Raw genomic sequence first — 15,222 nt, 5'->3', positions numbered from 1 at the left:
CCGCTACCGCCCCTCGAACTGTGCCGGGCGGTTCTCCCGGAACGCGGCCAGGCCTTCTCGGAAGTCGCCGGTGCGGGAGCTGAGCTCCAACGCGTTCGCCTCCCCTTCGAGCGCGTGCAACAGCGAGCTGTCGAGCGCGCGGTTGATGCAACGTTTGGTGAGCCCCACCGCCACCGTGGGCGCCGCCGCCAGCCGACCAACGAGCTCGTCCACCGCCTCGTCGAGATCGGCTTCCGGCACGGCTCGGTGGATGAGGCCCCACTCGGCCGCTTCCGCGCCGGACAGCTCCCTGCCGAGCAGGAGCAGTTCCTTGGCCCGGGCCACTCCGACCAGGCGTGGCAGCAGCCACGTGGCGCCGCTGTCGGGGGTGAAGCCGCGCGTGAGGAACGGCTCCCAGAAACGGCTCGTGCCGGCCGCGACGGTGAAGTCGGCCGCCAAGGCGAGCTGGCACCCCAGGCCGGCCGCCCAGCCACGCACGGCCGCCACCACGGGGAGCTGCAACTCGGTGATGAGGTGGATGAGGCGGTGCGCCTGGACGGGCGTGCGGCGCTGGATGCTCCCGGCGCGCGGCCGTGGGCCGTCTTTGGAGTTGGTGGCCACCCAGTCGGCGCCGGAGCAGAAGTCACGGTTCGCGCTCTCGAGCACGACCACCCGCAACGAGTCGGTGGTCGACGCCCCTTCGAGCGCGTCGATGATCGCCCGGATCGCGATCGGCGACAGGGCGTTCTTGCGCCGGGGGCGGTCGAGGCGCACCCGCAGCACCGTCTCGTCCTGCACCACTTCCACGCCCTCGACCGGAGCCGCGCTCACGAAGCCAGCACCTCCGCGCCCAGCGCCGTCCCGAGCGACTCGGCATGCGACGACGACGTGCCGAACGCGTGCTCCAGCGTCCACGCACGCTTGAGGAAGTAGTGCGGGAGCATGTCCCAGGTGAACCCCATGCCGCCGAGGACCTGCACCGCGGTGCGCGCGTTGGCGATCGCCGCCTCGCCCGCGAGCAGCTTGGCGGCGCTGGTCGCTCGGTCAGGGTCGTCGGCACCGCGACCGGCCACCAACGCCGCCGCGGCGTACGCCGCCGCCCGCGCCAGCTCGACGCGCACGTACATGTCGGCCAGCAAGTGCTTGATGGCCTGGAAGGAACCGATGGGGACGCCGAACTGTTCCCGCTCGAGCGCGTAGTCGCGCGCCACGGTCAGCGCGCCCTGCGCGCCGCCGACCAACATGGCGGCGTTCAGCACCCGGCCCGACCGTCGCAGCGCATGCGCCGCGGCGGCATCGCCGACGCGCTCGCCCACCGGCATCGCGTCGAGCACCGAGCACGGCGTGAGCGGATCGAGCGGCGCGTCGCTGGGCGCGGAGGCGAGGTCATCGGCCGCGCAGCGCTCCACCGCATCGGCGCGCAAGATCAGCACGGAGTCGGCTTCGGCGAGGTGCTCGACCACGATCGGCTGGCCTGGTGCGACCTGGTCGTCGGCCACGATCCCGGCAACGGGTGCCGACCCGGCAGCCCCGCCGGGCAAGGAGCCGGCGAGCGTGGACCACAGCACCGGGCCGGTCGCCAAGTGCGCGCCGAGCTCCTCGAAGACGACGGCGGCCTCGACGATGCCGACGCTCGATCCCTCGGCCAGCAGTTCGAAGACGCCCAAGTGGGCCAGCGCGTTCCAAGCTGCGGAGCCGGCCGGTCGGCCTTCACGTTGCGCCACGTTCGCCAGGTCGAGGTGGTCGTCGCAGACCGCGCGCGCGGCGTCGCGCATCGCCAGCTGATCGTCGTCGAGGCTGAACTGCATCGCCGCTTCCCCCTTCCGGCCGTGGTGGAAATATCTAGATGTAACAGGCTATGGTCGTCGCCGTGCAAGGTCGAGCGCGGGAGGCGGAGAGGTGAGCGACGGGCGGGTCACGCTGACCCGCGACCACGCCTGCGGCATCGCCACGATCACCATCGACAACGTCGAGCGGCGCAACTGCTACGACCCCGCGATGCGGCGCCAGATGGCGGCGTTCCTCGATGAAGCAGCCACCGACGACGGCATCAAAGTGGTGCACCTCCGAGGCGAGGGCGGCATCTTCTCGACCGGCGCGGACATGGGCAACGCGTACTCCTGGTACGGCGCGGGCACCGACAAGTCGGTCGGCACGAACGGCAAACGCCGACCCAGCCAACGGCGGCGCCTGACCGTCGACCGCGAGACGTTCACCTTCTATCACGAGGTGACGGGCTTCCCGAAGGTGATCGTGGCCGAGGTGCAGGGCTACGCGCTGGGTGGCGCGTTCGAGCTCGCGCTGATGGCCGACCTCACCGTGGTCGGGCGCGGCACGCAGCTCGGCACGCCGGCCACGCGCTTTCTCGGCCCGGCGCTCGGCTCGCTCCACGTGTTCTTCCACCGGCTCGGCCCGGTGCTCGCCCGGCGCTTGCTGCTGACCGGCGACGTGATCGACGCCGCCTCCATCGAGCACCTCGGCTTGTTCACCGAAGTGGTCGACGACGGCGACGTCGCCGCGCGCGCCCGCTGGTGGGCCGAGAAGGCTGCCCGCATGCCCGCCGACGGGATCGTGCTGGCGAAAGAAGCGTTCCGCCTCGTCGAGCAGCTGCAGGCGTACCAGGGCGAGGAAGTCGTCAGCTACCTGATCCATGCGTACGGCACCAACCTGCAGTTCGACGAAGGCGACTTCAACTTCGTGAAAGTACGTGCCGAGCACGGCACCAAGCGCGCGTTCGAGCTGCGCGACGAGCACTTCGAGGTCCCCGAGCCCCGCTGACCCGTGGCGGAGTCGGCGGGACCCTCCAGGAGGTCCGCCGTCAGCCCGTCGCGTCGACGGCGTCGAGCGCGGCGGCACGTGCCCACGTGTAATCGGCCTTGCCCGACGGGTGACGGCGGATGTGTTGGCACAACAAGACCGCGCGCGGCGCCTTGAACCGAGCCGCCTGGGTGGCCGCGAACGCACGGATGTCGGCGGGGGTCACCGTCGCGCCGGGGCGGGCCTGCACCAGAGCCACGACCTCTTGGCCGAAGCGCTCGCTCGGCCGCCCGACCACCAGCGCGTCGGCCACATCGGGGTGGCGGCAGATCGCCTGCTCGACTTCCTCTACGAACACCTTCTCGCCACCGGTGTTGACGACCATCGAGTCGCGACCGAGCACGGTCATCCGACCGTCGGCGTCGTAGCGGGCCCGGTCGCCGGGAACGGCGACCCGCTGGCCGTCGATGATCGGGAAGGTCCGCTCGGTTGCAGCTTGGTCGTCGAGGTAGCCGATCGGCACGCGGCCGGACCGCGCCGTCCACCCAACGGAGTCGTCGCCCGGCTCGAGGAAGTGCGTGCGGTCGTCGGACAAGATCCGCGCCCCGGCCGCCAGGTCGAACCGCCGGGTCTCGTCACCCTTGCGGGAAGCGCCAAACGCCATGCCGCCGGTCTCCGATGCGCCGTACCCGTCGTTGATCGTCACGTGCGGCAACAGCTCGAGCAGTTCGTGCTTGACCTCGGCGCTGGTGAAGGCACCGCCGGTGGCCAGCACCCGCAGCGCGGACAGGTCGTAACGGTGGCGCCGCAGCTCCTCGACGAGCGGGCGACCGTACGCGTCGCCGACGATCGTCAACAACGTGACCCGTTCTCGCTCGGCGGCGGCCAAGATCGCGGCCGGATCGAACGTGGCCGTGTCGTCATGGAGGACCACGGTGCCGCCCATGTGCAACGAGGAGAACACCGTCCACTGCGCCGCGGCGTGCATGAGCGGTGGCGACGCGAACCACACCCCCGCACCGCGACCGGCGATCGCAGCGATCCGCTCCTCCGTCGCGTCCTCCACCCCGCTCATGGCGCCGATGTACACGTCGGCCTGGCGCCACAGCACCCCTTTGGGCTTTCCGGTGGTGCCGCCGGTGCAGACCAGGTAACGGTCGTCGGGGCTCGGCTCGGGGAGGCCGGCGACCGATCCCGCGGCGATGGCGTCCTCGAACGGGACGCTCCCCGGCAGCGGCTCAGTTCCGGATCCGTCGTCGACGTGGATCCGCAGCCGGCCGTCGAGGTCGGCGCCGGCCAGCAGTGGGCCCAGCCGCGGGTGGTACACCACCGCGTCGGTGCCGATCTGGCGCAACAGCGCCGCCAGCTCGTGAGGTTGGTAGTGGTGGTTGACGTTGAACGGCACGGCTCGCGCCCGGTAGGCCCCGATCATCGCTTCCACGTACTCGGGGCAGTTCGCCAGCACCAGCGCCACTTTCGGTTGGCCGCACTCCCACCGATCGAGCCCGTCGAGGCGGGCCGTCGTCGACACCCCTCGCGCTTGCAGGAACCCGGCGAGGCGGCGGGTACGGTCCTGCACCTCGGCATACGTCCGGCGAGCGGGCCCGCGCACGAGCATGTCGCGATCGGGTGCAACGCCGGTGACCACGTCGAGCACCGCAGGGATGGACCATTCAGCTCCCGGCATCGCGGAAAAGTCTAGATGATTCGACGAGGGAGCAGTACGCTGGACACGGCAGTGCACGGCATCACCGACGGGGGCGACCACGCCATGGACCTCGACTTCGCGCCGATCGACGCGGACAACCACTACTACGAGCCGCTCGACGCGTTCACCCGCCACCTCGACCGGGCCATTGCCCACCGCGGCGTGCAGGTGCTGACCGACGATCGGGGCCATCAGCAAGTGCTGATGGGCGGCCGGGTCAACCGCTTCATCCCCAACCCCACGTTCGACCCGATCATCGTACCGGGCTGCATCGATCCGCTGTTCCGAGGCCAGATCCCCGAAGGCGTCGACCCCCGCACCCTCATGAAAGTCGAGCCGCTCGACGGTCGGCCCGAGTACCAAGACCGCGACGCCCGCCTCCGGGTGCTCGACGAGCAGGGCCTCGACGCGGTGCTGCTGTTCCCAACCTTCGGGTGCGGCGTGGAGGAAGCGCTGAAGGACGACGTCGGCGCCACCATGGCGAGCCTCACGGCGTTCAACCGGTGGCTCGAGGAGGACTGGGGCTACGGCGCCGACCACCGACTGGTCGCCGCGCCGATGATCTCACTGGCCGACCCGGCCGCGGCCGGGGCCGAGATCGACCGGGTGCTCGCCGCGGGAGCCCGCCTCGTGCACATCCGTCCCGCGCCGGTGCCCGGCGAGCACGGCAAGTCGTACTCGCTCGGCCACAAGCGCCACGACCCGGTGTGGGCGCGCCTGGCCGAGGCGTCGATCCCGGCTGCCTTCCACTTGGGCGACAGCGGCTACAACGCGTTCACCACCATGTGGGGCGGGTCGGCTTCCTTCGAGGCCTTCGGGAAGATGAACATCTTGAGCCGGATCCTCGTGTCGGACCGCGCCATCCACGACACGATGGCCTCGCTGATCGTCGACGGCGTGTTCGAACGGCACCCTGCGCTGCGGGTGGCCAGCATCGAGAACGGCTCCGACTGGGTCGCACTGCTCGCCAAGCGACTCGAGAAGCAGGCCAACCAGACCCCGTGGGTGTTCCCGCACGACCCGCTCGACGTGATCCGGGAGCACGTGTGGGTCACGCCGTACTACGAAGAGGACATCCGGACGCTCGCCGACCTCATCGGTACCGAGCGGGTGCTGTTCGGCAGCGACTGGCCCCACGGCGAGGGATTGGCCGAGCCCTTGCAGTTCACCAAGGAACTGCACGCGTTCGATGCGGACGAGACCCGCAAGATCATGCGGACCAACACCCTCGACCTGCTCGGCGTCGAGGCGCTCTGATGGCTGCGCCGCCGCACGAGGGGTCGACCAGCGCGCCTGCCGGCGGGCGCGACGCCTTGCGGGCCGAAGTGCATGCGTGGCTCGATGAGAACTGGGACCCGGGTCTGTCGGTCGACGACTGGTGGCGCCTGGTCGCCAAGGCCGGCTGGACCGCGCCGCACCTGCCGCCGGAGCAGGGCGGCCGCGGCCTGCCCCGCAACGCGGCCACCACCGTGCGATCGGAGTTCGTGCGCCACGGGGCGCTGCGCCCGCCAGGCGGGCTGGGGTTGCTGATGGCCGCGCCGACGATCCTCACGCACGGCTCCGCCGACCAGATCGCCCGTCACGTGCCCCCGATCCTCGACGGGCAGACCAACTGGTGCCAGCTGTTCAGCGAGCCTGGCGCCGGGTCCGACTTGGCCGGGCTCACCACACGGGCCGAGCGCGACGGCGACCGCTGGGTCATCAACGGCCAGAAGGTGTGGAGCAGCATGGCCCGCGACTGCGACCACGGGATGCTGCTCGCCCGCACCGACTTCTCCGCGCGCAAGCACGCCGGGATCTCGTGGTTCGCGTTCTCGCTCGACCAGCCGGGCGTCACCGTGCGGCCGTTGCGTGAGATGACCGGTGAGTCCGTGTTCAACGAGGTGTTCTTCGACGACGCGGTCTGCGACGACGCCGACCTGGTCGGCGGTGAGGGCAACGGCTGGAAGCTGGCGCAGACCACGTTGTTCTTCGAGCGCTCGGGCATCGGCGCCGGCGGGTCGCACGCCGGGTTCCCGCCCCCCGGTCCCAAAGGCGGCTTCCTCGGCCGCAACGCGGGCGAGGCCGCGCAGGAGCCCGCGCCCGACGGCAACTTGATCGTGAAGCTGCCCGAGCTGATCGACCTCGCCGCCGCGCAGGGCCGCACGGCCGATCCGCACGTCCGCCAGGACCTCGCCCGCCTCCACACCCACACGGTGCTCGGCATGTGGAACGCGCAGCGCGCCAAAGCCGAGGCGGCGCGAGGCGGCGGGAAGGGCATCGCGAACCTCGGCAAGATCCTGCAGACCCGGATCACCAAGGACGCAGCCAACTTGGCGATCCACATCTTGGGTGCTGACGGCATGTTGGCCGAGCCCGACGGCGTCGAAGGCGGCCGCTTCGCCACGTCGATGGTCTTTTCGCCCGCGTCGGGCATCTACGGCGGAGCCGACGAGATCCAGCGCAACGTGATCGCGGAGCAGGGACTCGGCCTCCCCCGCGACAACGTGCCCGGAAGAGAAGGGCCCTACGGCGAGTTCCTCCGGACGCTGCGACCCCGCGACTGACGCGACGCTGCGACCCCGCGGCTGACGCCAGAACCGATCAGGCGGGCCAGGCCACCGACTTGGTCTCGGTGAAGATCTCGAGGCCCTCGAGGCCGCACTGGCGACCGACGCCGGACTGCTTGTAGCCGCCGAACGGCGAGTCCGCGCCGTACCAGAGGCCGCCGTTGATCGCGAGCGTGCCCGTGCGGATGCGCCGGGCAATGCCCTTGGCTCGCTCGAGATCGCCGGAAGTGACCATGCCGGACAAGCCGTACTCGGAGTCGTTCGCGATGCGGACTGCGTCGTCATCGTCGTCGAACCCGATCACCACCAGCACCGGCCCGAAGATCTCCTCTTGCGCGATGGTCATGCCCGACTCCACGTCGGCGAACAACGTCGGCTCCACGAAGAAGCCTTTGGGCTGATCCTTCGGGATGCCACCGCCGACCACGACGCGGGCGCCCTCTTGCTTGCCCTTCTCGATGTAGCCGAGCACGCGGTCCTGCTGCTTCTTGGAGACTTGGGGGCCCTGCAGCACCGACGGGTCGGTGGGGTCGCCGTACGCCACGCCCGCGAAGCCCGCCTTCGCAAGCTCGATCGCCTCGTCGTAGCGGGAGTTCGGCACCAGGAGACGGGTGGGCATCGCACAGCCCTGACCGGCGTGCATGCACACCATCGAGGCCATGGGGATCGTCGATTCGAAGTCGGCGTCTTCGAGCACCAAGTTCACGGACTTGCCGCCGAGCTCGAGGAACGTGGGCTTCACGGTGGCCGACGCCGCTTGCATGATGCGGCGGCCCGTCGCGGTGGAGCCGGTGAAGGCCACCATGTCGACCTTCGGCGAGGTGGACAGCACTTCGCCCACCAGGTGGTCCGACGAGGTCACGATGTTGATCACGCCCGGCGGGATGTCGGTCTTTTCGGCGATCAGCCGCCCGAGACGGGTTGCGTTCCAAGGAGTGTCGGGCGCCGGCTTCAGCACGCACGTGTTGCCCATGGCCAAGATCGGCCCGAGCTTGTTGAGTGTGATCTCGATCGGGAAGTTCCACGGGACGATGACACCGACGACCCCGACCGGCTCCTTCCAGACCTCACGCTCGGAGTCGTGGCCCATGCCGAAGGCGTCCTTGGGCCCGAGCGAGCGCGACCACGGGAACTGGTCGATCATGTCGGCCGGCCACCGCAACGCCTCGCGCAAGGGTGCGTCGAGCTGCGGGCCGTACGTGCTGAGCACCGGGCAGCCGACCTCGGCCACCAGTTCGGCACGCAGATCTTCGACCTCGCTCTCGATCGCTTCTTGCAGCTGCAAGATCGCCGCCTTGCGGGCCGCGCGGTTCGTGCCCCAGTCGGTGGTGTCGAACGCGTTGCGGGCCGCGTCGACCGCTCGCTCCATGTCGGCCCGAGAACCGTCGGCCACCGTCCCGAGCACGTCCTCGGTGGCGGGGTTGATGTTCTCGAAGGTACGTCCGCCTTCGGCCTCGACGAGCTTGCCGTCGATCAGCATGCGTTCTTCGTGCATCAGCTCTCCTCGTGAGCTCTGACGGCCCGGATCCACGGTCTGCCCCCGATCCGGCCCCCTTTGGAGAGCGACACTATCGCATCGCGGAGGCGGGATTTCCGCGCACCGACCCCCTCCGTTCTGGGCTGCTTTCGACGCGTTGGGACGCGTAATTTCCAGCCCAGAACGGTCATCGTCAGACGGGAGCTCGCACCATGCCAGGACCGCTCGAAGGAATCCGGGTCGTCGAGCTCGGAATGTGGGTCGCGGGGCCGGCGGCCGCCGGGATCCTGTGCGATTGGGACGCCGAGGTGGTGAAGATCGAGCCGCCGTCCGGCGACCCTGCCCGCGGGTTCACGAAGATCCTCGGCGGCGACCTGCCGACCAACCCGCCGTTCGAGCTCGACAACCGGGGCAAGCGCAGCGTCGTCCTCGACTTGGCATCAGACGAAGGCCGCGCGGCGGCGTTGGCGCTGATCGACGAAGCCGACGTGTTCGTGACCAACGTCCGCAAAGCCGGGCTCGAGCGTGCGGGCCTCGGCCCCGACGCCCTGCTGGCCCGCAACGACCGCCTCGTGTACGCGCTGATGACCGGCTACGGAACCGAAGGGCCCGATGCCGACGCCGCGGGCTACGACATCGCCGCGTGGTGGGCGCGTTCGGGCATCGCCTGGCTGTTGAGCCGACCCGGCGAGGACCCGCCCTTCCAACGTGGCGGCATGGGCGACCACAGCGTGGCCATGACCGGCGCCGCCATGATCAACGCCGCCCTGGTGTCGCGCGGGCGCACCGGCAAAGGACAGCTCATCACCACGTCGCTGTTCCGCCAGGGTGCGTACACGATCGGGTTCGACTTGAACGTGTACCTGATGTGGGGCCTGCAAGTGCAAGGCGGGCAGCGAACGAAGATGGGCAGCCCGACCGTGAACAACTACGTCGCCGGTGACGGTCGGCGATTTTGGATCGTGGGGCTCGAAGGCGACCGCCACTGGCCTCCCCTCGCGCGTGTGGTCGGCCACCCCGAGTGGCTCGACGACGAGCGGTTCGCCACGGGCCGCGGCAGGTTCGAGCACGCCAAAGAGCTCATCGCGGAGCTCGACGCGGTGTTCGCGACCAAGCCGCTCGATGAGTGGGCCGCACGCTTCGCCGAGGAGCCCGACTTCTTCTGGGCACCGGTCAACAGCCTCGAGGATCTCGTGGCCGACCCGCAGTTCGCCGCCGCCGGCAGCGCCGTCGAGGTGCCGGACGGGTCGACGACCACGACGATGGTGGCGACGCCCGCCGACTTCCACGGCACGCCGAACCGGCCGACGTCGATCGCGCCCGAGCTGGGCCAGCACACCGACGAGGTGCTCGCGGAGCTCGCCGAGCGCGACCCGCGTTGACGGCGACGGTCAGGGGCGCGGCAGCCCGCACGCCTGCCGGGCGATGATGTTGCGCTGGATCTCGCTGGTCCCCGCGTAGATGGTGCTTCCCGGCGAGAAGCGCACGGCGTGCTCCACGTGGCCGCCGCCGATGGCGGTCGGGTCGAGCCGGCGGCGCAGTGCGTCGGGCCCGACCATGGCGTGCAGGTCCTCGGCGCCGCCCACGATCGCTTCGGTGCTGAACAGCTTCGACATCGGTCCTTCGGCCACCGGCACCTGCCCGTTGGCCTCCATCCACGCGGTGCGCAGCTCGAGGAGCTGGGCGACTTCGAGCTCGGTGGCCCACTTGCCGAGGCGCGCTTGCACGTCGGGGTCATCAAGTCGATCCGTGTCCTGCGCCCACTGCGCCGCGTGGCGCAAGAACCGGCCGAGGTGCGGGCTGAACGCGGCAGAGTGCTCGTCCTGCAGCGCCAGCATCAACGCCCGCCAACCGCCGTTGGCCGGACCGACCCGCCAACGGTCGTCGATGGTGACGTCGTTCAAGAACACGATGTTGGTGCGTTCGCCCGACAACGTGAACACGGCCTGCACCTCGACGCCGGGGTGGTCGAGCGGCACGAGGAACAACGTGAGACCGGCGTGCTTGGGTGCGTCGGGGTCGCTGCGGGTGAGCAGGAAGATGTAGTCCGCCACGTGCGCATTGGTGGTGAACATCTTCTGGCCGTTGATGACCCAGCGGTCGCCGTCGCGGCGGGCGCGGGTGCGCACCGAGCCGACGTCGGATCCCACTTCGGGCTCGGTCTGCCCGAGCGCGATCAGCACGTCACCGCGGAGAAACCGCGGGATGATCTCCGCCTTGAGGTCGTCGGAGCCCACCGTGCGGATCACGGCCGCCACCATGCCGGTGGTGGTGATCAGGTACGTGGGGGCCTCGGCCTCGGTCATCACCTGGTCGAGGACGTAGATCTCGTACGGGCCGAGCGGTGGTCGCCCGTCGTCGCGGGGCCAGTCGGGACCGACCCAACGTTGCTCGGCCAACCGGCGGACGAAGCCGTCGTCGTGTGACACACCGCTGCGGTGGACTTGTTCGGCCAGCTCTGGCGGCAGCGCGTCGGCGAGGAATGCCTCGACTTCCGCGCGGAAGGCATCGAGCGCGGGGTCCCATTCGAAGTCCACGTCAGGTCCTCGCTCCCACGCCGTAGCGCGCTCGGGACACCCGCTGGTGCGCCTTGCGCGCGTCACCCCAGATCCGAGGCCAGCCGCGGGCGCGCGTGTAGTACAGCGGCGCATCGTGCTCCACCATGAAGCCGTAACCGCCGTGGAAGTGGATGGCGTCGTACGTGACCCGCGCCGAGGTCTCCGACGCGAAGCCGAACGCCATCGCGGCCAGCTCGCGCCCGCGGGGCGTGCCGTGGTCGAGCTCCCAAGCCGCTTTGCGGGCCAGGATCCGAGCGCCGTCGAGCGCGGTGGCGTCGTTCGCCAGCGGGTGCGCGACGCCCTGATACGTCCCGATCGGGACACCCCAGGCGATCCGCTCACGGGCGTACTCGCAGGTCTGTTCGTGGGCGGTGGCCGCGAGCCCGACCAGCGCGGCCGCGATCAACACCAGCCACTCGTCGAGCGCCCGCTCGAACAGCTCGTGGGCCGACGCACCCGGCGCGAGCACGACGGCGCCGTCGCCCACGCGCACGTCGGCGAGCGGCGCATCGGCGAGGTTGTCGACCGCCGAGACCGCGCCGTCGAGCGGCAACAGGACCAGGTCGTCGCCTCGCAACAGCACCGCCGCGTCGGCCACAGCGGCGCCGGGCACCAGCGAAGGTACCTCGGGCTCGACCGGCCGCGGCGACCAGGTCACCATGGTGGAGCCAGCGAGCACCCGCCCGAGCGCGTCGGCGGCCGGTGAGCCTCCCGATGCGGACGCGGCGATCGCCGCCAGCAGCCGCGCGGCTACCTGGGTCTCGATGACCGGGGCCGGCGCCACGAACGCGCCCACTTGTTCGGCGATCAGCGCCAGTTCGAGCAGCCCCGCTCCCCAACCCCCGGCAGCTTCGGGCACGGCCATCGCCACGACCCCGAACTCACCGAGCGCGTCCCACAACGCCGGGTCGAACCCCCGCGGCCCAGCGGCACGAACCTGATCGGGCGACGAGTGCTTCGACAGCACACCTCGGACCGACGCGACCAACGCCTCCTGTTCCGGACTCGGCGCCAGATCCATCAGCGCGACCCGATCCGGATGGCTCGCTTTTGCACCTTGCCCATCGGGCTGCGGGGCAGCTCCTCGACGACCTCGAGCTGCTCGGGGCACTTGAAGCGGGCCAGCCCGTGGTCGAGGCAGTGGGCGACCAGCCCGTCGAGCGACGGCTCGGCATCCGGGGCAGGGACCACGACGGCACACACCCGCTCGCCCGTCCGCTCGTCGGGCACGCCGAGCACAGCAACGTCGGCCACCGACTCGTGCAACAACAGCGCTTCCTCCACTTCGAGCGCCGAGATGTTCTCGGCGTTGCGAATGATGATGTCCTTCAGGCGACCCTCGACACGAACCCGGCCTTCCGCGGTGACCGAGCCCAGGTCACCGGTGCGGAACCATCCCTCGCCGTCGAACGCGGCAGCGTCGAGCGACGCGTCGACGTAGCCGACGAAGCACTGGGGCCCCTTCAAGCGCAGCTCTCCGTCGACCACTCGCGCGTCGACGCCGGTGACCGGACGGCCGACGGTGGTGCCGGGGTTCGGATCGCGCGGCGACTCGCTGGTGGCGACGGGGAACTCGGTGAGACCCCAGGCGTCGAGCACACCGTCGACGCCGAGCACCTCGGCGACCTCGCGGTTGACCGCCGCAGGGGTTGGCGCGCCACCGGCCACGCACGCCCGCAAGCGCGGGAACAGCGGCTCGGCCCCGTGACGGCGCTGGGCCGCGAGGTACGCGTTGAAGAACGGGGTGGCCGAGCCGAGGATCGTCGGTTGGTGCGCGGCCATCCGCTCGCCGACGGTGGCGGGGTCGAACACGTCGAACAACACGAGCGTTCCGCCGGCACGCAACACGGCGGACAGCATGGCGATCCCGCCGATGTGGGCGAAAGGCCATGCGATCGGGTACACATCGCCCTCCGCCAGCTCCAGCCCGTCGACCATCCCATTCGACGAAGCGATCAGCCCGGCATCGTGGTGGCAGACGCCCTTCGGGTCTGCGGTGGTGCCGGAGGAGTAGTACACCCAGCGCCGCTCCGTGGCCGATTGCGGCGGATCTGTCAGGTGGGCCGGGTCACCTTCGGGCAGCCGCAGCTCGGATCCGGGCTCGCCGTCGAGATCGAGCGCCAGCACGCGACGACCCGTCGCCCTGGCCATCGCGCCATGGTCGAACCCACGCCACGTCTCGGGCACCACCAGCAGCGCCGTGTCGACCTGCTCCACGATGAACGCGATCTCGCGCTCGCGAAACACCGGGATGATCGGGTTCTGCACCGCGCCGAGCCCGGCGAGCGCCGCCATGAGCACGGCTGCTTCGAGTGTGGTGGGGAGTTGCCACGACACGACCGTTCCCGGCCCGACGCCGTGGCCGGCGAGGCCGGCCGCCGCGCGCATCGCCGCATCGCGGTACCCCGCCGTGGTGAGCGAGCGACCGTGGTCGTCGGACAGGATGACCGAATCCGGACGGTCGACGGCCGCCGCTTCCACCAGGGCCCAGAACGTGCCGGCGCTCCCGCCGGCATCGATCGCCGTCAACGTCCGTCCGTCGATGTCGAGGACCAATGCGCGACGAGATCGGCGGTGGTGGTGATGGTGGCGAGCAGCGCCAGCGTGTTGTCGATCACGGCGTCGGCGTAGGCCGATGGCACGCCGGCCACTGCGTCGCGCGGTACCACCACCTGGTAGCCGGCGTTGACCGCGTCCATCACCAAGTTGGTGATGGCGACGTTCACGGACACGCCGGTGGCCACGATCGTGGCGACGCCCAAGTTGCGCAACACGGCATCGAGGTCGGTGCCGCCCATCGGGCCCACGCCGTGGAACCTCGTGAGCACGAGGTCGGACGGGTCGGGGCCGAGCTCGGGCACGAGCGACCCGCCCGGGCTCCCCGGTGTCATGTCGAGATCCAACCCGGCCGTGGCGGCGAACAGCCGCGCGTTGTGGTTGCCCCCGCGACCGTCTGACCGTCGGTGGAACAAGCAGTGGACCACGGCGACACCGGCAGCTCGGGCGACCGGCAGCAGCCGCGCGAGGTTCGGCAGGCACTCCCGTTCGGCTTCGTCCGCGAGCTGGCGGAGCCCCGCGTCGGGGCCGACAACCGCACCTTGGCACTCTTGGGTGACGATCGCCGTGTGGGCCGGATCGAGCAGTTGGCGCAGGTCTGGTGCCGGCACTCAGCCGCCTCCGGTCTTCGGCGAGGTCGCCATCACGGCCGGAAGCTACCAAACAAACATCTAGATCTCTCCACCCACCCGGTTGACCCTTCGGGGCTACGGTGGCGACGCGCCCGCCGGCGCGGTGCGAAGGAGGCTGAGGTGCTGCGCGACATCCGAGAGCTGTCCGACACGCAGGAAGCGTACGCCGCCGAGTTGCGCCGCCGATGGGGTGGGTTGCTCAGCTACCGCTACCTCGGTCGACGCTACGCATCGATGGACGTCGGACCGATCGATGACACCGTCGTCGTGCGGCGCGACATGCGCAATGCGACCGGCGGCCTGCTGCTCGCCGTCATCGGGATCTGCTCACCCGAGGGCGGTGGCATGTCCGACCTCGAGGCAGTGCCGAACCCTGTCGTCCACTCCTGTCAGGTGATCGACCCCGGCCATGACGTCGCGCGGATAGAAGTCCGGAGTGAGGTGCTGAAGCAGGGACGCCAGATGGGTTACAGCCGCTCGCGCATCGTCGACGCCGACCGCCCCGAACGGATCCTCGCCCTCACCGAGGGCCAAGGGATCAGCATCGGCGTCCCCCCGGCGGGTCTGCAGAAGATGGACACGTCGCCGATCGAGGTGCAGGACTCCCCCGACCTGCCGCCGCTGTGGAACGTGTTCGGCGTCGCGCAGCGACATGACGGGCGTTGGGAGCTGGGCCCCCTGCGCGAGGACCTCGCGTCGCCCGACGCGGCGCTCCACCTCGGGCCGCAGTTCGTGTTGATGGAGACCGCTGCCCTCGACGCCGCCCACGCCGTGGCGGACACCGACCAGCTGCAAGGGCTCTCCTCTCACGTCATGTTCTTGGCACGCGGCAAGACCGGTCCGTTCCGGGCCGAGGTCGAACCGATCCCGCGAGTCGGCGACCTGGTGGGTTGCCGCGTGACCGTCCACGACGAAGGCGCCGGCGACCGGCCCATCACCAGCGCCTCCTACCAGTTCTGCGCCGTCGCCTGACCGTCACCGACGGATCCCGTCAGCGCCCGTCGAT

The 15,222-nt window shown here is 70.5% G+C and carries 13 protein-coding genes; 5 read left to right on the top strand and 8 right to left on the bottom strand.

The window, feature by feature from the left end; translation table 11 throughout:
- Positions 1-3: 3 nt before the first annotated feature.
- Positions 4-810: an enoyl-CoA hydratase-related protein gene (locus VHA73_14955; protein ID HVX19324.1), complete on the bottom strand. Its 807-nt coding sequence runs from the start codon at positions 808-810 to the stop codon at positions 4-6.
- Complete coding sequence (locus VHA73_14950) at positions 807-1,787, bottom strand: acyl-CoA dehydrogenase family protein (GenBank protein ID HVX19323.1); 981 nt, start codon at positions 1,785-1,787, stop codon at positions 807-809. Before VHA73_14950 ends, VHA73_14955 begins: the two co-directional genes overlap by 4 nt.
- Positions 1,788-1,878: 91 nt before the next feature.
- On the opposite strand from VHA73_14950, the gene VHA73_14945 reads away from it, so the two are divergent.
- Positions 1,879-2,757 carry an enoyl-CoA hydratase/isomerase family protein gene (locus VHA73_14945; GenBank protein HVX19322.1) on the top strand — a complete coding sequence of 293 codons (879 nt, stop codon included), beginning with the start codon at positions 1,879-1,881 and terminating at the stop codon, positions 2,755-2,757.
- Between the two features lie 40 nt (positions 2,758-2,797).
- Here the strand turns inward: VHA73_14945 and VHA73_14940 are convergent, their stop codons facing one another.
- On the bottom strand, positions 2,798-4,423 hold the full coding sequence (locus VHA73_14940) for an AMP-binding protein (protein HVX19321.1): 1,626 nt from the start codon (positions 4,421-4,423) through the stop codon (positions 2,798-2,800).
- Positions 4,424-4,474: 51 nt separating this feature from the next.
- Between VHA73_14940 and VHA73_14935 the strand changes: the two genes are divergently transcribed.
- Both VHA73_14935 and VHA73_14930 read left to right on the top strand, forming a co-directional pair.
- On the top strand, positions 4,475-5,701 hold the full coding sequence (locus VHA73_14935) for an amidohydrolase family protein (protein HVX19320.1): 1,227 nt from the start codon (positions 4,475-4,477) through the stop codon (positions 5,699-5,701).
- On the top strand, positions 5,701-6,990 hold the full coding sequence (locus tag VHA73_14930) for an acyl-CoA dehydrogenase family protein (GenBank protein HVX19319.1): 1,290 nt from the start codon (positions 5,701-5,703) through the stop codon (positions 6,988-6,990). The genes VHA73_14935 and VHA73_14930 overlap by 1 nt, the downstream gene beginning before the upstream one ends.
- Positions 6,991-7,027: 37 nt before the next feature.
- Here VHA73_14930 and VHA73_14925 read toward each other — a convergent pair whose 3' ends face one another.
- Positions 7,028-8,488, bottom strand: a complete 1,461-nt coding sequence (locus VHA73_14925) for an aldehyde dehydrogenase family protein (protein ID HVX19318.1) — start codon at positions 8,486-8,488, stop codon at positions 7,028-7,030.
- Positions 8,489-8,682: 194 nt separating this feature from the next.
- On the opposite strand from VHA73_14925, the gene VHA73_14920 reads away from it, so the two are divergent.
- On the top strand, positions 8,683-9,852 hold the full coding sequence (locus VHA73_14920) for a CoA transferase (protein HVX19317.1): 1,170 nt from the start codon (positions 8,683-8,685) through the stop codon (positions 9,850-9,852).
- 9 nt (positions 9,853-9,861) lie between these two features.
- Here the strand turns inward: VHA73_14920 and VHA73_14915 are convergent, their stop codons facing one another.
- The 4 genes from VHA73_14915 to VHA73_14900 are packed head-to-tail and all read right to left on the bottom strand — an operon-like array spanning position 9,862 to position 14,195.
- Positions 9,862-11,007 carry an acyl-CoA dehydrogenase family protein gene (locus VHA73_14915; GenBank protein ID HVX19316.1) on the bottom strand — a complete coding sequence of 382 codons (1,146 nt, stop codon included), beginning with the start codon at positions 11,005-11,007 and terminating at the stop codon, positions 9,862-9,864.
- Position 11,008: 1 nt separating this feature from the next.
- Positions 11,009-12,049: an acyl-CoA dehydrogenase family protein gene (locus VHA73_14910; GenBank protein HVX19315.1), complete on the bottom strand. Its 1,041-nt coding sequence runs from the start codon at positions 12,047-12,049 to the stop codon at positions 11,009-11,011.
- On the bottom strand, positions 12,049-13,557 hold the full coding sequence (locus VHA73_14905) for an AMP-binding protein (protein HVX19314.1): 1,509 nt from the start codon (positions 13,555-13,557) through the stop codon (positions 12,049-12,051). Before VHA73_14905 ends, VHA73_14910 begins: the two co-directional genes overlap by 1 nt.
- Positions 13,554-14,195: a cysteine hydrolase gene (locus VHA73_14900; protein HVX19313.1), complete on the bottom strand. Its 642-nt coding sequence runs from the start codon at positions 14,193-14,195 to the stop codon at positions 13,554-13,556. The genes VHA73_14905 and VHA73_14900 overlap by 4 nt, the downstream gene beginning before the upstream one ends.
- A 141-nt stretch (positions 14,196-14,336) precedes the next feature.
- On the opposite strand from VHA73_14900, the gene VHA73_14895 reads away from it, so the two are divergent.
- Positions 14,337-15,188 carry a hypothetical protein gene (locus VHA73_14895; GenBank protein HVX19312.1) on the top strand — a complete coding sequence of 284 codons (852 nt, stop codon included), beginning with the start codon at positions 14,337-14,339 and terminating at the stop codon, positions 15,186-15,188.
- Positions 15,189-15,222: the final 34 nt, after the last annotated feature.

This window comes from Acidimicrobiales bacterium, assembly GCA_035547835.1.
In the GTDB taxonomy this organism is placed as follows: Bacteria; Actinomycetota; Acidimicrobiia; order Acidimicrobiales; family Iamiaceae; genus DASZTW01.
The sequence above is the reverse complement of the archived record's forward strand: the minus strand, read 5'-3'. Positions and strand labels throughout refer to the sequence as shown.